General features: G+C 64.6%; 22 protein-coding genes. 4 read left to right on the forward strand and 18 right to left on the reverse strand.

Annotated elements, in window-relative coordinates; translation table 11 throughout:
• Window positions 1-23 precede the first annotated feature (23 nt).
• The 16 genes from benB to AC2T4A_RS23610 all read right to left on the reverse strand — a co-directional run bounded on the left by benB (window position 24) and on the right by AC2T4A_RS23610 (window position 18,125).
• Window positions 24-509: a benzoate 1,2-dioxygenase small subunit gene (gene benB / locus AC2T4A_RS23535; protein WP_037016985.1), complete on the reverse strand. Its 486-nt coding sequence runs from the start codon at window positions 507-509 to the stop codon at window positions 24-26.
• On the reverse strand, window positions 509-1,876 hold the full coding sequence (gene benA / locus AC2T4A_RS23540; protein WP_486741942.1) for a benzoate 1,2-dioxygenase large subunit: 1,368 nt from the start codon (window positions 1,874-1,876) through the stop codon (window positions 509-511). Before benA ends, benB begins: the two co-directional genes overlap by 1 nt.
• Window positions 1,877-2,411: 535 nt before the next feature.
• A complete protein-coding gene (locus tag AC2T4A_RS23545; RefSeq protein WP_486741943.1) occupies window positions 2,412-3,365 on the reverse strand; it encodes an AraC family transcriptional regulator in 954 nt (317 codons plus the stop codon).
• A 221-nt stretch (window positions 3,366-3,586) separates the two neighbouring features.
• On the reverse strand, window positions 3,587-4,000 hold the full coding sequence (locus AC2T4A_RS23550) for a type IV pilin protein (protein ID WP_416746830.1): 414 nt from the start codon (window positions 3,998-4,000) through the stop codon (window positions 3,587-3,589).
• Between the two features lie 12 nt (window positions 4,001-4,012).
• Window positions 4,013-8,353 carry a pilus assembly protein gene (locus AC2T4A_RS23555; RefSeq protein ID WP_486741944.1) on the reverse strand — a complete coding sequence of 1,447 codons (4,341 nt, stop codon included), beginning with the start codon at window positions 8,351-8,353 and terminating at the stop codon, window positions 4,013-4,015.
• 31 nt (window positions 8,354-8,384) lie between these two features.
• Window positions 8,385-8,927, reverse strand: coding sequence for a pilus assembly PilX family protein (locus tag AC2T4A_RS23560; protein WP_478378401.1), 543 nt, complete (start codon window positions 8,925-8,927; stop codon window positions 8,385-8,387).
• On the reverse strand, window positions 8,924-9,700 hold the full coding sequence (locus AC2T4A_RS23565; RefSeq protein ID WP_478378400.1) for a PilW family protein: 777 nt from the start codon (window positions 9,698-9,700) through the stop codon (window positions 8,924-8,926). The genes AC2T4A_RS23560 and AC2T4A_RS23565 overlap by 4 nt, the downstream gene beginning before the upstream one ends.
• Before the next feature lies 1 nt (window position 9,701).
• Complete coding sequence (gene pilV, locus AC2T4A_RS23570) at window positions 9,702-10,232, reverse strand: type IV pilus modification protein PilV (protein WP_486741945.1); 531 nt, start codon at window positions 10,230-10,232, stop codon at window positions 9,702-9,704.
• A gap of 8 nt (window positions 10,233-10,240) precedes the next feature.
• Window positions 10,241-10,753, reverse strand: a complete 513-nt coding sequence (locus tag AC2T4A_RS23575) for a GspH/FimT family pseudopilin (RefSeq protein WP_416746820.1) — start codon at window positions 10,751-10,753, stop codon at window positions 10,241-10,243.
• Window positions 10,754-11,031: 278 nt separating this feature from the next.
• Window positions 11,032-12,381, reverse strand: a complete 1,350-nt coding sequence (gene pcaK / locus AC2T4A_RS23580; protein ID WP_486741946.1) for a 4-hydroxybenzoate transporter PcaK — start codon at window positions 12,379-12,381, stop codon at window positions 11,032-11,034.
• A 277-nt stretch (window positions 12,382-12,658) separates the two neighbouring features.
• Window positions 12,659-13,501 carry an IclR family transcriptional regulator gene (locus tag AC2T4A_RS23585; protein ID WP_017519476.1) on the reverse strand — a complete coding sequence of 281 codons (843 nt, stop codon included), beginning with the start codon at window positions 13,499-13,501 and terminating at the stop codon, window positions 12,659-12,661.
• 294 nt (window positions 13,502-13,795) lie between these two features.
• A complete protein-coding gene (gene zapE / locus AC2T4A_RS23590) occupies window positions 13,796-14,875 on the reverse strand; it encodes a cell division protein ZapE (protein WP_478378397.1) in 1,080 nt (359 codons plus the stop codon).
• Entirely contained in the window at window positions 14,865-15,470 is a 606-nt protein-coding gene (gene pcaG, locus AC2T4A_RS23595) for a protocatechuate 3,4-dioxygenase subunit alpha (RefSeq protein ID WP_138526627.1), read from the reverse strand. Before pcaG ends, zapE begins: the two co-directional genes overlap by 11 nt.
• 12 nt (window positions 15,471-15,482) lie before the next feature.
• Window positions 15,483-16,202, reverse strand: coding sequence for a protocatechuate 3,4-dioxygenase subunit beta (pcaH, locus tag AC2T4A_RS23600; protein WP_416746813.1), 720 nt, complete (start codon window positions 16,200-16,202; stop codon window positions 15,483-15,485).
• Window positions 16,203-16,319: 117 nt separating this feature from the next.
• On the reverse strand, window positions 16,320-17,249 hold the full coding sequence (gene pcaQ / locus AC2T4A_RS23605) for a pca operon transcription factor PcaQ (protein WP_486741947.1): 930 nt from the start codon (window positions 17,247-17,249) through the stop codon (window positions 16,320-16,322).
• Window positions 17,250-17,255: 6 nt separating this feature from the next.
• Window positions 17,256-18,125: a helix-turn-helix domain-containing protein gene (locus AC2T4A_RS23610; RefSeq protein WP_478378445.1), complete on the reverse strand. Its 870-nt coding sequence runs from the start codon at window positions 18,123-18,125 to the stop codon at window positions 17,256-17,258.
• Between the two features lie 117 nt (window positions 18,126-18,242).
• On the opposite strand from AC2T4A_RS23610, the gene pobA reads away from it, so the two are divergent.
• The 4 genes from pobA to AC2T4A_RS23630 all read left to right on the forward strand — a co-directional run bounded on the left by pobA (window position 18,243) and on the right by AC2T4A_RS23630 (window position 23,505).
• Window positions 18,243-19,427 (forward strand): 4-hydroxybenzoate 3-monooxygenase, encoded by a 1,185-nt coding sequence (gene pobA / locus AC2T4A_RS23615; protein WP_478378395.1) that lies wholly within the window; start codon window positions 18,243-18,245, stop codon window positions 19,425-19,427.
• Between the two features lie 311 nt (window positions 19,428-19,738).
• Window positions 19,739-20,053 (forward strand): hypothetical protein, encoded by a 315-nt coding sequence (locus AC2T4A_RS23620; protein WP_478378394.1) that lies wholly within the window; start codon window positions 19,739-19,741, stop codon window positions 20,051-20,053.
• Window positions 20,054-20,177: 124 nt separating this feature from the next.
• Window positions 20,178-22,088: a di-heme-cytochrome C peroxidase gene (locus AC2T4A_RS23625; protein ID WP_478378393.1), complete on the forward strand. Its 1,911-nt coding sequence runs from the start codon at window positions 20,178-20,180 to the stop codon at window positions 22,086-22,088.
• A gap of 262 nt (window positions 22,089-22,350) precedes the next feature.
• The gene (locus tag AC2T4A_RS23630) at window positions 22,351-23,505 is read left to right on the forward strand and encodes a catalase family protein (protein WP_478378392.1); all 1,155 of its coding nucleotides are present in this window, start codon (window positions 22,351-22,353) and stop codon (window positions 23,503-23,505) included.
• A gap of 89 nt (window positions 23,506-23,594) precedes the next feature.
• Here AC2T4A_RS23630 and AC2T4A_RS23635 read toward each other — a convergent pair whose 3' ends face one another.
• Window positions 23,595-23,780, reverse strand: coding sequence for a hypothetical protein (locus tag AC2T4A_RS23635; RefSeq protein WP_478378391.1), 186 nt, complete (start codon window positions 23,778-23,780; stop codon window positions 23,595-23,597).
• 93 nt (window positions 23,781-23,873) lie between these two features.
• Complete coding sequence (ppk2, locus tag AC2T4A_RS23640; protein WP_416746802.1) at window positions 23,874-24,791, reverse strand: polyphosphate kinase 2; 918 nt, start codon at window positions 24,789-24,791, stop codon at window positions 23,874-23,876.
• Between the last annotated feature and the right edge of the window lie 27 nt (window positions 24,792-24,818).

The raw sequence follows: 24,818 nt of genomic DNA on the forward strand, positions 1-24,818 counted from the left end.
CGACGCACAGCCCTGACGGCGAATCAGATGTGGTAGATGTCGATGACTTGCCGGACGTAGTCGTTCTTCAGGACCACCTTCTTCGCCTTGACCAGCGGTTGCTCGCCGCGCACGTCGAGCGTGTAGAAGCTGGTGCCGAAGTAGCTGTCGACGGTCTTGTAGCGGAAGCTCAGGGTGTGCCAGTTGAAGCGCACCTGGCACTGCCCATCGGCCTCACCGAGCACCTCGATGTTGCTGAGGTTGTGCGAGGTGCGCGTGTCCGGCAGGGTCGCGCTGGAGCGCTCGGTCTTGATGCGGAAGACGCGGTCTTCCAGGCCGCCACGGTTGCCGTACCAGATCAGCGAGATTTCCCGCTGCGGGTCTTCGGTGAGCTGGTCGCGGTCGTCCCAGGAGGGCATCCAGAAGGTGGCGTCGGCGGCGTACAACTCCAGCCAGGCATCCCAGTCCTTGTCGTCGAGGTAGCGGGCCTCGCGGTAGAGGAAATCGCGCACGAGTTCGTAGCGGCTCATCACACGCCCTCCTCTTTCACGGCAATACGCTTGGCCTGCTCGGCGGTGAGCGCATCGATCATGGTCTGCTGCCAATACTGGTGCTGCAGCACGAACAGGCCTTCATCCTCGGTACGCACGCCGGACAGGGCAGGTGCCAGGTCGATTTCCCGCGCCGCGTCATCGGCGCCTTCGACCCAGTGTTTCGCCCCGCGCGACATGTCATTCCAGCCGCCGGCACTGCCCTGGTAGGCCTGCTGGCAGGAGCGGAATTCCTCCAGGTCGTCCGGCGTGGCCATGCCGCTGACGTTGAAGAAATCCTCGTACTGGCGGATGCGCTGGGCGCGCGCCTCGCTGCTCTCGCCTTTGGGCGCGATGCAGTAGATGGTGATCTCGGTGCGGTTGACGTCGATGGGCCGGGCAATGCGGATCTGCGAACTGAATTGGTCCATCAGGTAGACGTTGGGGTACAGGCAGAGATTGCGCGAGTTCTCGATCATCCAGTCGGCGCGGGCACGGCCATGGTCGCGGGCGAGTTCGTCGCGGCGTTCGAAGGCGGGGCGCGCCTCGGGGTTGGCCCAGCGGGTCCAGAGCAGCAGGTGGCCGTGGTCGAAGGAGTAGAAGCCGCCGCCCTGCTTGGCCCAGCCGCCGGCGCTCATGGTCTTCACTTCTTCGCCGGCTTCGCGCTGCTGGCGCTGGTTCTGCGTGGCAGCGTAGTTCCAGTGCACGGAGCTGACGTGGTAGCCGTCGGCACCGTTCTCGGCGGTGAGCTTCCAGTTGCCTTCGTAGATGTAGCTGCTCGACCCGCGCAGCACTTCCAGGCCTTCGGGGGACTGGTCAACGATCATGTCGATGATCTTCGCCGACTCGCCCAGGTGCTCCACCAGCGGCTTGATGTCGGCCTTCAGGCTGCCAAAGAGGAAGCCGCGATAGGACTCGAAGCGCGCCACTTTCGTCAGGTCGTGGGAGCCTTCGCAGTTGAAGCCTTCCGGGTAGCCGGCCTCGGCCGGGTCCTTCACCTTGAGCAGCTTGCCAGAGTTGTTGAAGGTCCAGCCGTGGAACGGGCAGGTGTAGCTCGCGCGGTTGCCGGACTTGTGCCGGCAGAGCATGGCGCCCTTGTGGCTGCAGGCGTTGAGGAAGGCGTTGAGCACGCCGTCCTTGTTGCGCGCGATGAAGATCGACTGGCGACCGATCATCGTGGTCAGGAAGTCGTTCTTCTCGGGAATCTGGCTTTCATGGGCGAGGTAGACCCAGTTGCCTTCGAAGATGTGCTTCATCTCCAGGTCGAACAGGCGCGGGTCGGTGAACATCTCCCGCCGGCAGCGATAGACGCCCTCCTCGGGGTTTTCCTCAAGCAGCGAACGCAAGTAGTCGATACCCAGGGACATGGCCGGGGCCTCCGTTGTTATTGTTCAGGCAGGCTCAGGTTAGGGCTGGGTTGGCGGGGGCAATATCCGCTTTGTGCAGAGTGGTATCCGTTTTGTGCAGGCGTGCTGGTGAGCGGATGCGCGGGATACGTGGCAGGCGACTTCGCGAGCAAGCTCGCTCCTACAGGGAATACCTGCTCCTGATTGCTCTTGAGGACTTCCAGAGCGACCTCCGAGCACTCCGGAACGCCCCTTTCAGGAGGCCTCGTTGGATCGGAGTTTCAGGGGTTGAGCGGCATGGATGCCGCGAGAGCGCTGTCGGGCCAGGGATGGCCCGTCAGCGCGTGCCCCTGAAACTGCGATTCAACGAGGGAATTTTTCGCCTAAGCGAAAAACCGGATGGAGGGGCAAGACCTTTGCCTACTTTGGGGCGTTTGCCAAAGTAGGTCGCCCGAGGGGGCGAAACAAAGAGTCCGCGCGCGCGCCGATGCGGCGCCGGACACCCAGACTGCACGCCAATCGAATCTTAGAGCCAGGGCCGACCAGCTGGAGCGGATCAGGCTCGGCGTTTGAAGGTCTCCGACGGCAGCTCCCCGAACTGCTGCCGATACCCCTCGGCAAACCGCCCCAGGTGCAGGAAGCCATAGTCCAGCGCCAGCTCGGTCACGCTGCGGACGTTGCAGGCCGGGTCCGCCAGGCAGGTGCGGATGCGCTCCAGCTTGAGGCGGCGGATGTACTGGCGCGGTGTGGCGCCGGCATGGCGCTCGAACAGCGCGTAGAGCGATCGCAGGCTCATGGACGCCTGCCGCGCCAGGGCCTCGACGTCGATATCTTCGCGCAGGTGGCCTTCGATGTAGGCCTCGATGCGCTCGAAGGAGGCACTGGCACCGGCGATAGGCTCGCGGCTGACATTGGTCTTCAGCAGCGTGAGCAATTTGCTGGCGACGATCTGCTGGTAGTGCTCGTCGACCCGTGCCAGACGTTCGCCGGCTTCGGACTCCTGGCAGACCATCGACAGCAGGTTGACGAAGCCTTCCAGTTCGCCCAGCTGGTAGCGGTTCTCGGTGAAGCGCACACCCACGCGTGGATGATTCCAGCGCTGCTCGGCGCAGATGGCTTCGAGCAGGGTCACCGGAATCTTCAGGATGAATTTCTCGCAATCGTCCGAGTAGGTCAGGTCGACCGGGTCGTCCGGGTTGATCAGCAGCAGCTCGCCCGGTGCCAGGTAGTGTTCCTGACGCTGGCCGCGCCACAGGCAGTGGCCGCTAAGCAGGATCTGCAGGTGGAAGATGCTTTCCAGCGCCGGCGAGGTGACGCGCACCGCGCCACCGTAACTGATGCGGCACAGGTCGAGGCTGGCGAAACGGCGATGGTTGAGGCTGGCCTGGGGATGGCCGTGAGCCGGCAGGCGCAGGTCGTGGGTGCCCACATGCTGGTTGACGTAGCCGGACACCGCATAGGGGTCGGCACGCTCGAACACGCGGCTGCGCTCGCTCAGCAGGCTTTGCATACAGGCACTCACTCTTGTGTTTGGCCGCGCTCTTCGTCGCGACTCGTGCGCCCAGTCTATGTCGTGGCCCGGAATACGGGCATTGGCGGAGATGGACGGTCGCGCGGGCGCTCGAGGTGCAAGGCAGGCCCGCTGATCCGCTTCACCCTAGGGCAAGGTCCCGGCGGGCGCAATTGGACCTGTGGCGCAGTGTTCGCCAATCGCCCGCTTTTATCACGCACTCATTGCCAGCAACTGGTGCCGGTGCCCGTGCCGGTATTACCACGGGTGCCGGCCTGGTCGAGCGTCAGGGTCGAGCACTGGGTATCCTTGGCCTGGGCTCCCGTGGCGGTGGCAGTGAGCGTGTAGCCGGTGGCGGTGACGTTGGAAATCGCCAGGCTGTAGTACTGCAGGCCGTTGACGTAGCTGGTCATGTTCAGCGCGGCGGCAGTGCTCGCGTAGGCGTTGTTCTGCGAGTAGTAGCGCTCCTGGCGCGCGGCCGCCTCGCTCAGCAGCGCCTGGCCTTCGACGCGATGGCTGCGCAGCACGTAGCGCTGGTAGCTGGGGAAGGCGATGGCGGCGAGGATCGCCACTATTACCACCGTGATCATCAGTTCGATCAGGGTAAAGCCCCTTTCCCGCCGACGTGCGTTCATGCTTTCTCCTTGTCAGTTGGCTGGCTGTATCTGCCAGGTACGCCGGCCGCTGACCGTGCCGGTGTTGGTGTGAACGGCATCCGGCAGGCCCGTGGTGCCGCTGTCGGAGCCGCTGTAGGTGTAACCACCCGAGACGGTAATGTCGCCGCCTCCGGTGATGAAGGCCGAGAGCGCATCGAAGGTGCCGTCGTTGTTCAGGTCGAAGACGTTGTACGGCACCAGCCCGCCGCGCTCCGGATCGATGGCGTAGCGGGTGCCGGAGAGGCCGGCGGCGCAGGTACCGGTCTGCGGCGTGGAACTGGTGAAGATCAGGCTGGAGCCGTAGAGGGTCATGTCGTAGATCTGCCGTTCGCCGGCCACCGGGAAGTCGAAATACCAGCCCCATTTGTTGACGTTGGCGTCGGCCGTGTTGCCTGAGGTGTCGTACCAGGCCACGTCGTTGTTGCTCAGGGTGTAGATCGACGTGCCGTTGAGGGTGCCCGCGCTGAGTGTCTGTGCCTGCAGGTTGCTGCGCGTGCGCGCGGCCGTCAGCGAGGAGCTGGTGGCTTCGCCGGCAATCTTGCGATCCCAGATGCCGTAGACACTCTGCTGCTCGGTGGAAGTCTTGTCGGCAGTGAGCAGGTAGCGGCCCGTGCCGAAGGCCACGATGTAGCCGATGCCGCCGGGATGATCGACCAGGTACGGCGCGGTGGTGATCGGCTGGCGCGTACCACTGGCATTGCGCGCGACGAACAGCGGGTTGCCGCCAAAGGACACGGCATAGCGCGCCTCCGAGGCGGTGCTGTTGAGCGGGTCGCCCTGGCTGGTGTCGATCAGGTCGAAACGCCAGAGGTTGCCCAGCAGATCGCCGCCATAGGCATAGTCGGCGATGCCGTCGTTGTTGGCGTCGGCCACGAACAGCCGCGACAGGCCATTGTTGAGGGCATCCAACGAGGCGGTTTCGGCGGCGGTCAGGCTCGGGGTAGCGGTGATTTTCTTCAGCAGCGTGCCGGTCTGGATGTCGATGATCAGCAGCGAGGCGCTGCTGCTGCCAATGTCGTAGCCGTTGGGCACCAGTGCCACCCACTTGCCGTTGTGCAGACGTGCGATGGAAGGCCGCGCCGCCGTGTAACCCAGGCTGCTGTCGTTGTCGCTGGTGAACTCCCAGAGCAGCCTGGGCGCGGTGGGGTCGCTGACGTCGAGCGCAAACACCTCGCGGCCGCCGGCTCCCAGACTGCCCAGCAGGACCTTGTGCCAGGCCGAGCCGTAGTAGACGTCGGACACCACCGGGGTACCGTCCACGAAATAGCGGTGCTCGGTGCCCTGCTGCTTGCCGTAGTCCGGCGCGGTGAGGGCGTTGAGGTTGGGGATCACCGCGCTGGGGATGAAGGCGAAGATTTCGGCACCCGTGGACGCATTGAAAGCGTGCAGCATGCCGTCGTTGGCGCCGACGTAGACCACAGAGGGTTTCGCCGCCAGCGCCGTGGCGAACGCCGCGTAGGTCGTGCTGCCTTCCAGGGCATCAGCGCGCGAAGCCAGGTAGTCGGAGCCGCTGACCAGCACCGGCGCCGAATTGATCATGTCGCCAAGCAGCGTCGTACGGGTGCGGAAGGTGTTGTTCTCGCCGCGCAGGAAGCCGACCCGCGCCTGCCCCTGGCTGTCCACGACACCGGCGACGGTGCGGTTGAGCTGAGTCTGCTGGGCAGCAGTCAGGTTGCTCCAGTTGAACGCGGTGAGCGAGCCGCTCTTGGCGAACAGGATATTGCGCGCGCTGGGCGTGCCCAGTTGCGCCGAAGCCCGCCACAAGGTGGTCGTGCTTGTGGTGATCGCACCGGAGCTGCTGGTGGTCAGGATGCGCTGTTTCTTCAGCAGGTCGCCGGTCCAGTCGCCGGTGACGAAGCTGCTGCCGTAGGTGTAGCTGCCGCTGTCCAGCGATTGCGAGTCCACCGCCACGGCGGCGACCGAGGTGTTGAGCTGGAGGATGTCGTCGAACGCGGACTTGAGCTGGGAGGCCAGCTTGCTCGGGTTGCTGACCAGGAAATAGTTGTCCGGCACGCCGTCGCCATCGCGGTCCCAATTGGTGAGGTCGGTCTTGCCGTACTTGGCGGCGTACCACATGGGGTCCTGCAGGTTGGTCACGGCGGTGGTGGCCGAGGGCGTGAAGTTGCGCGAGTGGTAGGCCAGGCGATTGCCGCTGAGCGCCCCGCTGCTGCCGTTGAGGCCGGGCAGCAGCGCACAGGTCACGCCGGTCGCCGAACAGTCGCCGGGATACTTGCCGTCGGGCGTATCGAGCTTGCTGCGCACGGAGCCGCTGCCGCCGCCGGTGACTTCCAGGTAGACACCATCCTTGGTGGTGCCGGCCATGGTGTAGCCCATGTGCGATTCGTCGCCGGCCACCGAATATTCGGTCTGGCTGGTGACGTCCACGGTGCCGTCGCTCCTGGCCGTTACCGTGTAAAGCACGATGGCGTCCATGTCGTAGTCGCGGCCCTGGGCGGAGTCGTCGTAGACCACGCGGAAGGTGATGGAGGTGAGGTTGCCGGCGCTGTCCTTGGCCAGGGTATCGATGTAGAAGCCAGTGATCTGGCTGACCACGTTCTGGCTGACGTTCATGCTGAACGGCACCAGCCGCAGCGTGCCCTTGCTGGTCTTGATGCGGATGTTGGGCAGGGTCGAGGACTGGGCGATGGAGAAGCTCTGCACCTTGTTCGCGCCGACGGTGGTCAACGCGTTCTGACTACCGAAGAAAGACACGGCCGAGGTCGCGTAGCTGCCCTGGCGCGTGGGTTCCTCGGCCAGCCCGCGGATGGTGGCGAAACTGCTGGCGGTCTTGGCGGTGGGCGCAGAGTCGTTGGTGCCGCCGGACTGGCCGACGTTCACCGAGGCGCTACCGCCTACCTCGCGGCTCCAGAGGGTCGCGCCGATGCTGGCGAAATTGAAGCTGATGTCGCTGGTCGGCTGGCTGTCGGTGCCAAGGCTGCTGCCGGGCACGTCGGAATCGTAGCTCGGGTTCACGTCGCTCATCAGCGTCATGAAGGGCCGGGTGCAGGAGGGATAGGTGCTGTACGGATTGCTCCAGCTGGTCAGGCTGGAGAGGCCCAGGTTGGAGTCGGCAGTGCCGGCGGCGTAGGCCGCGGTGGGTGCCTTGCCGGCGTAGTAGCGCAGGGTCTCGTAGGCCATCTCGCCCAGCGGGTTGCCCCAGTCGACACACTTGCCGTTGGTCAGCGGGTTGAGGTTGTAACCGCTGGAGTCGGTGCAGCCGGCGGAGAACACCAGGCGGTCGAGGTTGGCGACAATGCCGCTGTTGTTCACGTAGCAGCGGCCGTTGAGGCAGCCGGTTCCGGTGGTGGAATCGGTCAGGAAGCGGCCGGTGGAGCTGTTGTATTCATTGCTGAAGGACGCCGCCGCCTTGCGTACCACACCACCGCGCAGGTTGTTGGCGTAGGTGCCGGTGACCAGGCCGAAGTACATCTTGTCGGCGGCGCCATAGTCATGCAGCACGCCGGTGGGCTTGTAGAGGCTACCGTACTGGGCGCAGTTGCTTTCCAGCAGGCCGGCCACGCACACCTGCACCCGGACGTTGAGGTCGTAGGCGGGAATGATGGTGGTGTCGCTGTTGGTGGTGCTGGTGAGGGTATTGGTGCCCTGGGCCGACTCCCGCGAGACCCAGCCCCAGATCCGGTAAGTCCCGAGCAGGGCCTGCTGCAGGCTGGTGATGATCCGCAGCCTCGGTGCGGCGCTGCTGTTGTACGAGCCCAGGGTGCTGGAGCCGATCGAGGTGTTGGCGAAGAGCACGTACTTGCCATTGGTAGGGACCGGGATCGGGGTGTAGTCGGACAGGCTGTAGCCATCGCGGGCGACGCTCAGGTACTCCTTGCCCCAGCTGTGGGCATCGTTGGGGATGAAGGCGCGTTCGAGCACCGTCGACAGTGTGCTGTCGGTGGAGCGATAGCCGCCGTAGAGCACCTTGCGCAGCACGTCCTGGCGCGACATGGTCAGGTAGTTGAGGTAATCGCCGCTCCAGCGGCCCAGGGCGCTGGTGCACTTCTTGGTGCTGGTGGTGCTGGACGGCGCGAAGGTGCCGCTGAGCACGTCGTAGATGTAGCACTTGTAGGAGTCGAAGTAGCCGGTGTAGTCGATGCCGGGCTTGTAGTAGGTGTCCAGTTGGCCATCGCCGTCGATGTCGGAGGCATCGTTATAGGCCGGGAAGTACAACTTCTGATCGCGGCCGACCACCAGCATGTTCATCGGCGGAGCGATGTTGCTGACGAACAGCGGCGTCTGCGCCAGGGACGCGCCCCAGGCCGGGGCACCAGCCAGGCAGGAGAGCAGCAGGAATAGCGTCGCGCGCAACATTCTCATGGAGTAAGCCATGACGTCGGCATCCTTGTACGACTGCAACGATTCACTGGATCACCAGCCCGAAGGTCGAGCGCAGGCACAGCGCGTCGGCACCACAGGCCTTGCTGGTGGCCGTTCCCTTGTAGGCCTGGGAGTTGACCTCGTAGTAGTAGGTGCACCCCACCTGCCCCTTCGACAGGTAGGAGTTGGCGCTGCCACCCCCACCACCCTTGCAGTTGTTCGAGATGTAGCGCAGGTACCAGCGCGCGCTGCGCAGCAGGCTGGTGCCGCCGTCCATGCCGGTATAGAAAGTGGATTTGCTGAAATCGGTGGCGTAGGTCGTCGCTGCCGCGGTGAAACAGGGCGTGGTCCCTGCCGTGCAGTTGTCCAGCGCTCGGCTGCTCTGGCGCAGGCGCCCTTCCCCCTCGCGCAATGCGGACTCGGCGGCGCTCATCAGGCGCTGCTGCTCCAGGCGGTTGCCGGTCATTCGGCCTTCCAACTGCATGCCACGCATGCCACTGACCGCAGCCAGGGTGATCAGCAACAACATCACCAGCGCGACGAACAACACCGCGCCGCGCTGACGGCGGGAAGACTGTCGGTTCATGGCATCAGGTTCCTCAACATGCTGGTACCGCTGACGATGCGCCGCACGGGCCCGTCGCCATCCGTGCAGGCCTTGCTGCCGTAGAGGTCCTGCCAGCGCTGGCAGGTGGTGGCGGCCAGGCCGCCGCTGACCGAATCACTGCTGGCGAGCAACAACGAATAGCGCACGCTGCGCACTGTCTGGCCGCTGGCGGGGGTGGCGACGTACTGCGCCACCTGGCGATTGAATTCGTCGCTGCTGCCGTCCACACCGAAGTCGAAGCGCGTGGCCACGACGTTCTCCACCAGGGTGGTGCCGTTACAGGTCAACTGCCCATTGCTCAGGGTGAGCTTCTCGACCACGTTGTTGCTCGGGCTGTAGGTGCCGTAGGGCTTGTTCACCCCGCTACGGCTGCCCAGCGAGGCACCGGTGCAGTCGGTATCGTTGGTGTCACGCGGCTGGTAGCGCAGGCACAGGGTATTGGCGTCCACCCGCACCAGCGCCTGGCCGGCGGTGAAAATGCAGCCGTTGCTGGTCTGTGCGGGAAAGGCCGCGGTCATCCGCGAGGATGGCAGGCGCCGGTATCCGGCCTTCGCCAGGCGCCCTTCGAGCATCTGCTGGGCGTAGCGGGCGTTATCCTGGTTCTGCGCCTGGCCGTCGAAGTAGCGCGAGCGGTTCTGCCCGTCGAGGAACATCTGGGTCACACCCAGGATCAGGAACAGGCTCAGGCCCATGGCGATCATCAGCTCGATGAGCGTTACACCACCCTGCCGACGCGCACTTGGCCGAGGCATCCTAGGGTTCCTCCCGCAGCACATATCGGCAGATGGTGTTGTCGCCGGTGGCGTTGGCATCCAGGCACTCCCCCGCCTTCACCCGCCAGGCCAGCTGGATCTCGATGGCCGACCCGCTGCCGCTGCACTTGCTGGTGCCATTGGTGCGGCAGACGTAGAACTCGCTCGACAGTTCGGAGGCGCCTGGCAGCGCCTGGTTCACCCGCTGCGCCCAGCAGGCCAGGCGCTGGCTGGCGGTCAGCGCCGCCAGCGAGGCGCAACTGCTGGGTGCAGCGGGAAAGGACGCGTTGGCGGCCTTGTAGTAACCCCAACTGGTCGGCGGCAGCACCTGGGTGGAGCTGCCGTCCTGCGTGGAGTACAGGTCCGTGCGCATCATCTCCAGCAGCTCATCGGCCAGTTCCGCGGCATTGCTGCGCAGGATCGTGTCCTGCGCATAGCCGATGGTGCGTCCCTGCATCGCCAGCATGCCGAGCACGCCGAAGCAGGTGACCAGCAAGGCCACCATGACCTCGACCAGACTGAACCCCGCCATGCGCCGGCTCATCGCGCGCTCGCTCCCTGCAGGTTGATGTAGCCCGAGGCCGCCACCTTGATGTTGAACGCCTTGCTGGTGCCGCTGCTGGAAATGCCCAGGTCGGCGGCCGCAGCGGTGCCATCGGGCTTGAACGAGAGGGTGTTGACGCTGCTGCTGACGCTGAGGCTGTCCGGCAGGTCCAGGCGCTGGCTGACCAGGGTGCTGGCGAGCGAGCCACAGGTACTGGCGCGCACGACCACCCATTGCAGGTTGCCGCTGCTGGGGCAGAGCGTGAGGGTCTGGCGAGTATTCACGGCGTCAGCGCGAGACGCCTGGAGCAACCGGTACAGGGTCGAGGCGCCACTCTGCACCCGACTGGATTCGATCAGGTAGCGGAAACCCGGTAACGCCACGCCGGCGAAGATCGCCAGCAGCGCGACAACCACCATCATCTCCACCAGGGAGAAGCCTTCCTGGCGTCCGGGGCCCCGCCACGAATCCGGGCGGGGAAATGAGCATCCAACTGCATGAAGAAACATGGACTTTTCCAACGATGGTCAGGTGGCCGGGCCCCGTATGGAGCCCCCCTTTCGGGGTGCCAGGACAAAGATTGGCTATTGGTCCGACAACAATTTCTTCAGGGAGTTGAATCCAATTCAACGAAACGAGGCACTTTTTCGACCGTTCATACACGCTCAGCGACCGTTCATCCTTTTGACGTCAAAGTCACCGACAGACAGTCGATCGTCGAGCTGCTCGGAAAGCTCGCCGGAGGAAGGGCCGCGACCTTGCATCGCGGCCCTGTCGGAAGCTTCCGTCAGGTGGCGTCGGCGTGGCTCACCAGCCCCTTGATCACCACCGCCGCCGTGGCGATAGCAGCGGGCACGATCAGCGCGGTGAGCACCTGCTCGAAGTTCCAGCCCAGGCCCAGCAGGGTTGCGCCGATCCAGGCGCCGAGAATGGCGCCGAAGCGGCCGATGCCGAGCATCCAGGACACCCCGGTGGCGCGGCCCTGGGTCGGGTAGAAGCGCGCCGCCAGCGATGGCATCGCGGACTGCGCGCCGTTCACGCACATGCCGGCGGCCAGCACCAGGGTCGCCAGCAGCGTCACGGTGCCCAGGCTCTGCCCGACGAAGTAGGCGAACACCCCGGCCAGGCAGTAGAAGATGCCGATGACCTTGTGCGGATTGAAGCGGTCCATGGCCCAGCCCACCGCCACCGAGCTGAGCACCCCGCCGAGCTGGAACAGCGCGCCGATGAACGCGGCCTGCTCCATGCTCGCACCGGCATCACGCATCAGCGTCGGCAGCCAACTGGTGAGCAGGTAGACGATCACCAACCCCATGAAGTAGGTCAGCCACAGCAACAGGGTTCCCGCGCTGTAGGTGCCGGAGAAGATCACCTTGAACACGTTGCGGCTCTGCACCGTCTTCTGCTCGGGCACACTGAAGTCACGGGCGGCAACCACCTCGGAAGGCGCGATGGGCGCCAGCACGCGCTTGACCTTGTCCGCGCCGCGATTGCGCACCACCAGGAAGCGCGCCGACTCCGGCAGCCACACCAGCAGCACCGCCGCCAGCAGCAGTGGCAGCACACCACCGAGCAGCAGCAGGCTGTGCCAGCCGTAGGCCGGGATCAGCTTGGCGGAGACAAACCCGCCTGACGCCATGCCCAGGTTGAAGCCGCAGAACATGCTGGTCACCAGCAGCGATTTGAGGCGCTCGGGGGTGTACTCCGACAGCAATGTGGTGGCGTTGGGCATCGCCGCGCCCAGGCCGATGCCGGTCAGCAAACGCAGCGCCATCAGTTCTTCGAGGTTGCTGCTGTAGGCCGACATCAGGCTGAACAGGCCGAACAGGAACACCGCCACCACCAGCACGCCCTTGCGTCCGAAGCGGTCGGCCAACGGGCCGGAACCCAGGGCGCCGAACACCATGCCGATCAGCGCGGCGCTCATCACCGGGCCGAGGCTGGCGCGGTCGATGCCCCAGTCCTGGGTCAGCGCCGGCGCGATGAAGCCCATGGCGGCGGTATCGAGGCCGTCGAGGAAAACGATGAGGAAGCACAGCAGCACGATGCGGCACTGGTACAGCGACAGTGGCTGGGCGTTGATGAAGGACTGGACGTCGAGAGTGCCGGCAGCGGGCACGTGGGCGGAACTGGTCATGCGAAGACTTCCTGCGAGGGCGTCGTCGCGGGAAGGCCAGCTGGATCGCCCTGCACTCCCGCAAGCTGGACAGGAATGAGGCGCGAGCCGGAGGACGCACGGACCGGCAGATGGGGCAGGCACACAGGGGCCATGGCTGACGCTCATTGTTGTTATTGCCCGTCCGGCTGGACGGGTTGAGCAACAGTACGAAGAGACGTTCAGCCGTTCAATTCGATAATCGCGCCTGTGGGCGGTTAGCGAACGGGATTACCTCAGGGCCGCATACGGCGACCACTCAATGGAACAGCCGCGTCCCCAACTCACGGCTGGCCTCCAGCAGCACCGGCAGGAAACGCGTTTCAAGCTCCTGCCTCGATACGCGCCCGGCGTGGGTGCCGACGTTCAATGCGGCCAACACCTGGCCGGCGGAGTCTTTCAGCGGCACGGCGATGGAGCGCAGGCCGACTTCCAGTTCCTGGTCGATGATTACCCAGCCCTGCTGGCGGATCTCGGCAATGCTCGCGCGAAGCATTTCCGGGGTGTGCACGGTGCGGCTGGTCTTCACCTGGAGGTCGGCGTGGGCGAGGTAATCCTCCAACGCGTCGTCGTTGAGCCCGGCGAGCAGAATGCGGCCCATGGAGGTGCAGTAGGCAGGCAGGCGGCTGCCGACGCTCAGGTCTACCGAGATCAGGCGCTGCGGCGTAGCGGAGCGAGCGATGTAGAGGATTTCGTCGCCTTCCAGCGTCGCCATGGAGCAGGCCTCGTGCAGTTGCTCGCTCAGACGATCAAGGATCGGCTGCGCGGTGACCGCCAGTGGCGTCGAGGACAAATAGGCGTGACCAAGGGTCAGTACTTTGGGTAGCAGCGAATAGGTACGCCCGTCGGACGTGACATACCCCAGCTTCATCAGCGTGTGCAGGCAGCGGCGCACGGCCGCGCGCGGAATCTCGGTGCGATGGCTGATCTGCGCAATGGTCAGGTGGCGCTTGCGCTCCTGGAATGCGTGAATCACCGCCAGCCCGCGAGCCAGCGACGTCATGAAATTCGGGTCGCCGGTAAAGGCCTCGATGCGCTTGGCGGGCGAAGCGATGATTGGCGGCGCGAGGGGCGGCAGGCTGGCACGGGGAGCGTCGGTCATTGTTGTTATCCTGGCAGGCGAATGCCGGGCGATTATCGACACGCACGGGCGATTATCGCAACACAAATGATCGATTATCGAACAGAGCTTATCAGCGCCCTGCGCCGCCTGAAGTGACTGACGTTGAGCGGATAACGCGCCAGTGTTATCCGCCGACCAGCGACCGGCACATCGGCGCCGACCTCGGTTCGCGAGCAAGGACTAGTCGTCCCCCTCGGTCCTACGAAGAGCACGCAGGCGTTTCCTGTAGGAGCGAGCTTGCTCGCGAACAAATCTCGACAGCCCGCGCGCCCGCTAGAGCGGCTCCAGCTTCAACTGCCGCAACCGGCTCAGCGTGCGCGAGAAGTCCAGCGCCGCGCCGCCCGCCGCCAGGTCCTCCAGCGACACCGAGGCGAACAGTTGAAGCTTCAGTTGCCGGTCATAGGCGATGTCGATGAAATTGAGGAAACGCATGCTCACATCCGGCGGGTAGTCCGCCAGCGGGCCGAGGCCGCTCACGGCCATGCGCGGGTAATGCTCGATCAGCCAGAGGTAGTCGCTGGCCGATCGCGGGCGTTCGAACATCTCGCTGAAATCCATCCATGCACAGTGATCATCATGGGCATGCACTTTCAGCGGGTGATGGTTGACACTGAGCACCTCGTCGAACTTCGCGTCCGCCGCCAACCCCAGTCGGGAACCGATCAGTTCGAGATCATCGGCGCGCGCCGGCCAGAGGAAGCTGCCCCACTCTTCCAGCGATGTGCTGTGTTCGCGATAGTCCTGCCCGGCATCCACCGAGATCACGTCGAAGCGCTTTTCGATCAGCTCGATGGCCGGACGGAAGCGCTCGCGGTACAGCGGATTCGGACAGAGGTTTTCCGGCTCATAGTTGGAGGTGCAGACCAGGCCGACGCCTTCATCCACCAGCACCTTCAGCATCCGCCCCAGCAGCATGGCGTCGCCGATGTCGTGCACATGAAATTCGTCGAAGCACAGCAGCTTGGTTTCTTCGGCGATGGCGCGGGCGACACGCACCAGCGGGTCGGATTGCCCGGTAATCGCCAGCATGCGCGACTGCAACTCCTGCAGGAAGGCATGGAAGTGCACGCGGCGCTTGGCCTGCGTGGGCGCGGCAGCGAAGAACTGGTCCATGACGAAGCTCTTGCCCCGCCCGACGCCGCCCCACAGGTAGACGCCGGCCACCGGCTTGCGCAGGAAGCCATGGCGACCGGCGAGGAAGTCGTCGAGCCAGGTGGCGAGGTGCTCTACCGCCGTCACCTGCGCCTCGTCCGCCCGATAGCCGCGCTCGTCGAGCGCGGCCGCGAAGTGCCGCCGAACGCGGTCGGCGACCGGCTCGGCGGATGTCTCATGTAGTCGTGTGTCAGAAGTCAAAGAACACCGTTTCCGCATTTCCCTGGACGCGGATATCAAACCGGTAAGCGAGCTTCCCGTCCACCTCGCAACGCTTTGCAATGAGGGTTTGCCGACGTTCGGGCTGCTCGATCAGGTTCAAGACCGGGTCCACCGCGTTCGCCTGCGCCTCGTCGTCGAAGTACAGACGCGTCTGCAAATGCAGGTTGATGCCACGGGCAAACAGCGAGACGTTGATGTGCGGCGCCATGGGCACGCCGGCGGCATTTTTCACCACACCGGGCTTGATGGTCTGCACCTGCCACTCGCCAGCGTCGAAGGTCGTTGCCGTTCGACCGAAGCCGTTGAAGGGCTTTTCCAGATCGAAGGCAGCGTCGTACACGCCTTCGTGATTTGCCTGCCACAACTCCAGGAAGGAATCGCGGATCAGGTGGCCGTTGCCGTCATACACGTGTCCGATCAGCAGAATGTGTTCGCCAGGCGCGCCGGGCTTGGCCATCTCGCTCCAGATTTCCTGGTCGCGGGCCGGGTTGCCGGCGGCAGCCAGCGCAAGGCCGATGTGCACGTAGGGGCCGGCAGTCTGCGAGGGGGTTTCCGGCAGCAGTTCGATAGGCATGGTCGGTCCTCCTCAGCGATTCTCGAAGTGTGTCTTGCGCTGGCCGCGCAGCACGATGTCGAAGCGGTAGGCCAGGCAGTCCATGGGGTTGGCGTTGCTCATGTCGAGCTTGGCGATCAGGCTTTGCACCGCATCCGGGTTGGCGATGGATTTGACGATGGGGCACATCGGGATCAGCGGATCACCTTCGAAATACAGCTGGGTGATCAGCCGCGTGGAGATCGACGGGCCGCTGATGGAGAAGTGGATGTGCGCCGGGCGCCAGTCGTTGGGGCCGTTGCGCCAGGGATACGGGCCGGGTTTGATGGTGCGGAAGATGTAGCGCCCTTCACTGTCGGTCAGCGCACGGCCGACACCGCCGAAGTTCGGGTCCAGCGGCGCAAGGTAGCGGTCGTTCTTGTGGCGATAGCGGCCGCCGGCATTGGCCTGCCACATCTCCACCAGCGTGTGTGGCACGGGCTTGCCGTACTGGTCCATCACACGACCGGAGACAATGATGCGCTCGCCGATGGGCAGGCCACCATTATTGAAATTGAGCAGCAGATCGTTGTCGTGCTCGCCCCTCTTCAGGTGCGAGAAGTCCGGGCCGCTGGTTTCGGAAATCGATTGCGGAATGCTCACCAGCGCCTGGCGCGGGGAGCGGGCGATGGAGGTCTTGTAGTCAGGCGTCAGGGCTTTGGGGTGCCAGTTTCGGTCACGAATGACGAAGCGGCTGTTTTCCGCATCGGACATGTCGGTCTCCTGTTGTTGGATTTATAGGAGCCTGTTGCATCAGGCAGTGCGACGGAGTGTCGCCCGCATGATCCACGTCGAAAACTGAAAAGATGCCGACAACCCATAACCTATTGGTTATGGATAAGTCCCTTCCCGGTACGCCTCGCCCACCTCGCGCAGCACCTCCAGACACCAGTGCGCGCCCAGGGAAAGCGGCAACGTGGAGTTACTGCAAACCCCTACCGAACCGCCCGGTTCCTGTACATCCAGCGGCAGCTCGACCATCTCGCCGGAGCGCAGGTCCAGGCGCACCGAGTCCAGCGGGGCGATCCACAGCGCATCACTGGTCAATACATAACGGCGGCTGAGTACCGTGGAGAGTGTTTCCAGCTTCTGGCGTGGCTGGCCGAGGCCGCTCTGCACCAACAGGCTGTCGGCGGACTTGCGGATAGTGGTGCCGGCCAACGGCATGACCAATGGCCAGTCGTCCAGCGCCGAGGGCGGCAGCGGGCGGCCCAGCAGCGGGTGGCCGGCGCGAGCCACCAGGGTCATGGATTCGCTGTACAGGTGCTCGAAGGCTAGGCCCTGGATCTGCGGGCTTTCGGTCATGCGGCCAACGACCAGGTCCAACTCGCCCACACGCAGTTGCGAGAGCAGATGCGCGCTCGGCCCGGTCACCACGCTGACCACCAACGCCGGATGACGCTCGTGCAGGCGGCGCACCACTTCGGGCATCAGCAGGCTTTCCACGGTGGAGAGCACGCCCAGGCGCACGGAGCTGGAGGCATACTCGCCGCCGCGCAGGCTGTTCACGCCGTCGCGCAGCGCCTGCACGCAGGGGCCGGCATAGCGTAGGAAGGCGACACCTGCTTCCGTCAGACTGGCGCCGCTCTTGCCGCGTTCGAACAGGCTCGCTTCCAGCAGGTCCTCCAGTTCCTTGAGCGTCTTGGAAATCGCCGGCTGGCTGACCGCCAGGGCATCCGCCGCGCGGGCCAGGCTGCCCTGGCGGGCCACCTCGAGGAAACACACCAGGTGGCGGAACTTGATACGCGAATCGATATTCATGGCGGCTCAACGCGGCTCGCGAAACGCACGGGGCGAAACCCCGGCGTAGCGCTTGAAGAATCGGGAGAAATAGGCCGGTTCGGAAAAGCCCAGGCTGTCCGACACCTGCTGAATGGTCATGGCTGTGTACACCAGGTTGCGCTTGGCCTCCAGCAGCAGGCGCTGGTGGATCATCTGCAAGGCCGACTGCCCGGCCAGGCGCCGGCACAGCGCATTGAGGTGCGCGGCGCTGATGCCCAACGCCGCCGCGTAGTGTTCGATGGGATGATGTTCGCGGAAGTCCTGCTCCAGTAGACGGGAAAAGGCATGCACATGCTCGACGCCGCGATCCTGCTGGCTCGCCTCTGCGCGGGACTGTTCCAGCGCCCGGCGGCTGAGCCAGACCAGCAGCATGTTGAGCAACGACTGCAGCATGAGGTCGCGGCCCGGCGCGTGCTCGGCGTACTCGCGGTCGATGGATTCGAACAACGCATCAAGATGACGCTTACCCTCGCCCACGACGTAGCACGCAGGCCGTTCCAGCACGGAGCTTTCCAGCAGTCCGCCCAGTTGCTCGGCCAGCGGCAGCCCCATGCTCAGCACCCAGCCCTGCACGTCCTCGGCGAAGCGGAAACCATGCACAGCCAGCGCCGGTGTGACCTGCAACGACGCCTCGCGGACCGGCGTCATCCGGCCCTCCACTTCCAGTTCCGCCTCACCGGACTGCACATAAAGCAGCTGTACAAGATCGCTATGGCGGTGCGGGCGAATCTCCCAATCGTGCAGGCGGCTGCGCGAGGCGATGGATTCGCAGTGGATCAGATCCGGCGTCGGCCACGCAGTGGTTTCGCCATACAGGCGGAACACCGGCACAAGTCTGTCAGCGCGCTGTTCGATCACCGCCCACATCCATGAAAAGTCCAAGAAGACTGTTGGAAATTACCTTCAAAGGTGAATCCCATCCACAAAAAATGCAGGAGACAAAAACAACAGCGCTCTCCAAGGAGCCATCCCATGAAGACTCAAGTTGCCATTATCGGCGCCGGTCCGGCCGGCCTCCTGCTTGGCCAGTTGCTGCACAAGGCTGGCGTCGACACCGTGATCCTCGAACGCCAGACGCCCGACTACGTACTCGGCCGCATCCGCGCCGGCGTGCTGGAACAGGGCACAGCCGACCTGCTGCGCGAAGCCGGCGCCAGCACCCGGATGGACGCCGAAGGGCTGCTGCATGACGGTTTCGAACTGGTCCTCAACGGCCGCCGCGAACGCATCGACCTCAAGGCCCTCACCGGCGGCAAGCAGGTCATGGTCTACGGCCAGACCGAAGTCACCCGCGACCTGATGCAGGCCCGCGCGGCCAGCGGCGCGATGAGCGTGTACGAAGCAGCCGACGTGGCGCTGCATGACGTTACCAGCGAGAAGCCCTACGTCACTTTCACTCACCAGGGCGAACGCGTACGCCTGGACTGCGACTACATCGCCGGCTGCGACGGCTTCCACGGCGTGGCCCGGCGCAGCATTCCCGCCGAGCGTCTGAGCGTCTTCGAGCGGGTCTACCCGTTCGGCTGGCTCGGCCTGCTCAGCGACACCCCGCCGGTCAGCCACGAACTCATTTATGCCAGCAGCGAACGCGGCTTCAGCCTGTGCAGCCAGCGCAGCGCCACCCGCAGCCGCTATTACCTGCAGGTGGGACTGGAAGACAAGGTGGAGCAATGGTCCGACGGGCGCTTCTGGGAGGAGCTCAAACGCCGTATTCCCGAGGATGCCGCGCAGCAGTTGATCACCGGGCCGTCACTGGAAAAGAGCATTGCCCCGCTGCGCAGCTTCGTGGTGGAGCCGCTGCAATACGGCCGGCTGTTCCTGGTCGGCGACGCCGGCCACATCGTCCCGCCCACCGGCGCCAAGGGCCTGAACCTCGCCGCCAGCGACGTGAACACGCTGTATCGCATTCTTGTGGAGGTCTGCGGCAACGGCCGCCGCGAGCTACTGGAACAGTACTCCCCCATCGCCCTGCGGCGCATCTGGAAGGCCGAGCGCTTCTCCTGGTGGATGACCTCGATGCTGCACCAGTTCCCCGACAGCGACGCCTTCACCCGGCGCATGCTGGAGACCGAACTCGATTACTTCCTTAGCTCCGAGGCCGGCCGCACGACCATCGCGGAGAACTATGTCGGGCTGCCTTTCGAGGAAGTGGCCTGATCGGACGCATTCTGTAGGAGCGAGCCTGCTCGCGAATCGCCCGACACCGGAGCAACCGGTAAAGCCATTCGCGAGCAAGCTCGCTCCTACATAGAAGCTCCGCGAACTATCCTTAACCTCCAGCCACGCCGCTCGCCGCGACACCGCCGGAGGCCGCCATCGACCCGGACGAAGCCAACTTCCTCAGCTACCTGCTCGCCGAAAGCGGCGACGGGGACGCTCGCGCGTTCGCCACGCTCTATCGCTGCACCGCCCCACGGCTCTACCCACTGGCGCTGAAGCTGAAGACCGATCAGACAGACGCCGACGCCTTGCTGGTCGATACCTATCTCCGCGTCTGGACCGACGCCGACCGCTACCACCCCACGCGCATCGCCGCGCTGGACTGGATGATCGCCCTGCTCTACCAGCTCTCCGGCCATCCCTCTGCGCCGCCCAGCGACGAACCCTGGCCGGAACTGCCGCCACCGGAAAATCTCTGGGGCATCATTCACGCGCGCATTCCCAATGACGAGGACGACAGCCCCGGTCTGCGCTGGCCACTGATCATCGCCAGCCTGATCGGTATGCTGATCGGCGCGGCAATCTGCCTGAGCCTGCTACTGGAACTGCGCCCGGGCGCCTAGCACCTGTATCGCATCTCAGTCAGGCGACAAAACCCTGATTTCCGTGCGGCATCACCTTGCCAAGCCGGCGCGTACTTGGCATAAACGTCCGATTCTTTTTCGCACACATAACAAGGAAGTTTCGATGCGCATTCTTGGCCGCGTCCTGCTTGCAGTCCTTCTGCTGCTCTTGCTCATCGGGGGCGTCATCGCCTGGTACACCGCGCATCCCAATCTTCCGGAATACACCCCTCCGCAGAAGATGATCCACCTCGATGAGCAGTGGTCCAAACAGGACCGCGAAACCTACTACTACACGCCCCAGGGCACCCAGGTGAAAGGCCTGCGTTACGACTGGTTCACTCATCTGGAGCAGCCGTTCTCCAAGGAAAAGTTCGCCAGCCCCGAGAACCTCGCGCGCTTCGGCTTCCTCATCGAGCCCGAGCAGATCGGCCGCGCCCCTGACGACACCCTGGCCGCCACGGCCAAGAATCCCGGCAACCTACCGGTCGGCTTCGCCCGTCACCAGGACGGCGAGACCGGCGCCTGGTACCTCGACATCACCTGCTCCGCCTGCCACACCGGCGAGCTGCGCTACAAGGGAACTGCCGTGCGCATCGATGGCGGCGCGGCCATGCACTCCATCGCCTCCACCGTACCCACCCTGCGCGGCGGCGCGTTCGGCCAGGCGCTGGGCGCCAGCCTCGCATCCACCTACTACGTACCGTGGAAGTTCGACCGCTTCGCCAAGGGCGTGCTGGGCGACCGCTATCCCAAGGGCAAGGCCGCGCTCAAGCGCGACGTGCGCAACGTGCTCGGCACCCTGGTTTCCACTGCCTGGAACGACACCCACCGCGGCCTCTACCCGACCCTGGAAGGCCCCGGCCGCGCCGACGCCTTCGGCCGTATCGCCAACAGCGTGTTCGGCGACGGCATCGACGCCTCCAACTACCGCGTCGCCAACGCCCCGGTGAACTACCCGCAGGTCTGGGACATCTGGAAATTCGACTGGGTGCAGTGGAACGGCTCGGCCATGCAGCCCATGGCGCGCAACATCGGCGAAGCCCTCGGTGTCGGCGCCACCCTGCGCATGTTCGAGAGCGACGGCAAGCCGGTGATGGGCGATGAGCGCTACGCCTCCAGCGTGCGCCTGCGGGACCTCTACACCCTGGAAGAAACCCTCAAGCAGCTCAAGCCGCCGGCTTGGCCGAAGGACGTCTTCGGCGAGATCGACCTGAAGAAAGCCTCCCAGGGCCGCGCCCTGTTCCAGGCCAACTGCGTCTACTGCCACGGCCCGCACATCAAGGCGCTGGGCGCCGCCGACACCCTCGCCGAGAAGCGCGTCCCCGAATGGGCGATGAAGATGGTCCCCACCAGCGAGATCGGCACCGACCCGACTACCGCCGACAACATCGCCGACCACACCTTCGACGTCCGCCCGCTGAAGCTCAAGGTGGAAGAGCTGCAGAACATGAACGTCGTGCTGATCCCCAAACCCGAGGAAGCGCTGGACCTGTCGAAGATCTCCGCCGCCAAGGGCCTGGCCTACGTCACCGCCTTCGTTGAGCAGCGCGCCTACCGCGACGCGCATATCGGCCCGGAGCAGCAGCAGGAAATGAACGGCTATGGCCTGCCCATCGGCGTTCGCGAACTGCGCGCCTACAAGGCCCGACCGCTGGACGGCATCTGGGCCACCCCGCCCTTCCTGCACAACGGCTCGGTGCCCAACCTGTTCCAGATGCTCTCCCCGGTGGCCGAGCGCGACGCACAGTTCTGGGTCGGCAGCTTCGAGTACGATCCCAAGTTCGCCGGCTACCGCACCGAGCGCTTCCCCGGCGGCTTCCTCTACAAGACCAGCATCACCGGCAACAGCAACCGCGGCCACGAATTCCGCGACGGCTGCCGCCAGGACGGCGTCATCGGTCGCGCCCTGTCGCCGGAAGAACGCTGGGCACTGGTGGAATACCTGAAGGTGCTGGGCAACGCCGAGTACGAAAGCAAACTCGACCCGAACGTTCCCACCCCGCCGTGGACGCCTGGGCCGAAGTGCGAATGACCGTCCAGCGCTGAACTGTCTTTTATTTTTTGTAGGAGCGAGCTTGCTCGCGAACCCAACCAGCTCCGGCGCCAACGGAAAATCAGTTCGCGAGCAAGCTCGCTCCTACAGGTAAAGCTCCCGAACACCACCGAATCACCGCCCCCACCCCCTCTCCCTTCAGGGAGAGGGCTAGGGAGAGGGAAACGCCCCACACCAAGCCAGCACAGGCCAGGGAACGGAATCCCCTCCACAAAAAGAAAAGACCAAAGGACCCCGTGCCATGCGCTCCCTGCTCACCCGAATCTGGCTCTTCCTCGGCAAATGGCTCGGCCGTCTGCTGCTCGCCGTCGCCGCCATCGGCCTGCTCGGCTGGGGTATCGGCAGCCTCTACTACGCCTGGAAATTCTCCGGCCCCGTTTCCGCCCAGGAAGAAATCCCGCCGGGCGAAGCCCAGCTCACCCAGGCCATCATCGAAGACGCTGTGCGCATCGTCGAACAGCACCGCGACAACACCCGCGTACTGCGTGACGCCCACGCCAAGGCCCACGGCTGCGTGAAGGCCGAAGTCACGGTCGCCAGCGACATTGCCCCCGGCCTGCGCCAGGGCGTGTTCGCCGAGCCCGGCCACAAGTGGGACGCCATGGTCCGTTTCTCCAACGGCAACGCCTACCCGCAGTTCGACAGCGCCCGCGACGCCCGCGGCATGGCCATCAAGCTGCTCGACGTCCCCGGCGCCAAGCTGATGCCCGGCAAAGGACACGACACCGAGCAGGACTTCGTCATGTTCAACCACCCGGTGTTCTTCGTGCGTGACGTCGCCGAATACCGGCAGAACTTCGCCGCCCAGGCCAGCGGCCAGAAGGTCGCCGCCTTCTTCCCCAGCTGGAAGCCCAGCACCTGGGAAATCCGCCACCTGGTCATCGCCCTGCAGACTCTCGCCCCCGCGCCCGACAGCCCCTTCGAAACCGGCTACAACGGCATCGCGCCGTACAAGCTGGGCGAGGCGAACAACATCAAGTTCCGCGTCATCCCGCAGGCAGAAGGCTGCCCGGCCTACCAGCTACCCAAGCTCAACGAAAAACTGCCCAACTTCCTGCGCACCGCCATGTACCAGCAGCTCTCGGTCGACCGCGTGCCCGCCTGCTTTGCCCTACAAGTGCAGAAACAGGACCCGAGCAAATACATGCCCATCGAAGACACCAGCGTCGAATGGAGCGAATCCGACGCCCCCTTCCAGACCGTCGCCACCGTCAGCATCCCGCCCCAGGACTTCGACAGCCGCGAGCAGAACCTCGCCTGCGACAACATCTCCTACAACCCGTGGCACGCCCTGCCGGAGCACCAACCGATTGGCGGCATCAACCGGCTTCGCAAGGCGGTTTATGAGGCGGTGAGTGTTTATCGGCATCAGCGCAATGGGGTGGGCGGAGAGTAAGGCTGCACCGAGAGGTATCAGGTGCAGTAAAGCTGCTGGAAACAACAAGCCCGCTAACGTGCGGGCTTGTTGTTTCAAATCCACTTAGTTCAGCGAGCCTTGCAAGCATCCAATTCTGCCTGCGCCTTCAGATCAGTTTCGATCCCTAAGCGATACTTGCAGTAATCACCGCCGCGCACTGCATCAGAAGGAAAGCGACAAGTTTTTTCATGATGTTCGCGAAGGAAGAAGAGCCCTTTTCCTGCGAACATTCTTCGCAAGCGCCATTCCGGCATTTCCCGGGCAAATCCTGCCCTCGGACACTTGATTAGGGTACGCCGGTAGCCGCCTGTGGTTCGCGAGCAAGCATCGCTGATGCAGGAAGCGCCTCAGTAGACTTCCGGCACCTGCAGCTCCTGCGGCGTGGGGTGCCGGCGGTAGCCTTCATGGCGCTGCCGCTCGGGCAGGTTGACGCTGGGCTGCTGCACTTCCTGGTAGGGAATCTGGCCCAGCAGGTGGTGGATGCAGTTCAGGCGGGCCTTTTTCTTGTCGTCGGCCTGCACGATCCACCAGGGGGCTTCGGGGATGTGGGTGCGCTCCAGCATGATTTCCTTGGCCTTGGTGTAGGACTCCCAGCGGCGGCGGGATTCCAGGTCCATGGGGCTGAGCTTCCATTGCTTGAGCGGGTCGTGGATGCGGCTGAGGAAGCGGTAGTGCTGTTCCTCGTCGGAGATGGAAAACCAGTACTTGATGACTTGGATGCCGGAGCGCACGAGCATGCGTTCGAACTCGGGCACGCTGCGGAAGAATTCCTCGTACTGGCCGTCGGTGCAGAAGCCCATGACCCGCTCGACACCGGCGCGGTTGTACCAGCTACGGTCGAACAGGACGATCTCCCCGGCCGCCGGCAGGTGCGAAACGTAGCGCTGGAAGTACCACTGGGTCTGTTCGCGGTCGTTGGGCGCGGGGAGCGCGGCGACGCGGCATACGCGCGGGTTCAGGCGCTGGGTGATGCGCTTGATGACCCCGCCCTTGCCTGCCGCATCGCGGCCTTCGAAGAGGATCACGGCCTTGTGGCCGGTCTTCACCACCCAGTTCTGCAACTTGACCAGCTCGGCCTGCAGGCTGAACAGGGTGTGGAAGTAACGCTGGCGCGCCAGGCGCTCTTCATGGGTTTGCAGGCTGCCTTCACGCAGCCCTTCGAAGTCGTAGAGTTCGTCGAACAGTTCGAGTTCGAGCTCTTCGTCGCGGTCGTCCAGCAGATCGCGCTGGACGCGTCGTGGGAAGTTCTTGTCATCGAGCAGCATGGTGGTTTGCCTTGTGCCGTCACTGGC

It is taken from the genome of Pseudomonas sp. PVC-3-1 (genome assembly GCF_057444315.1).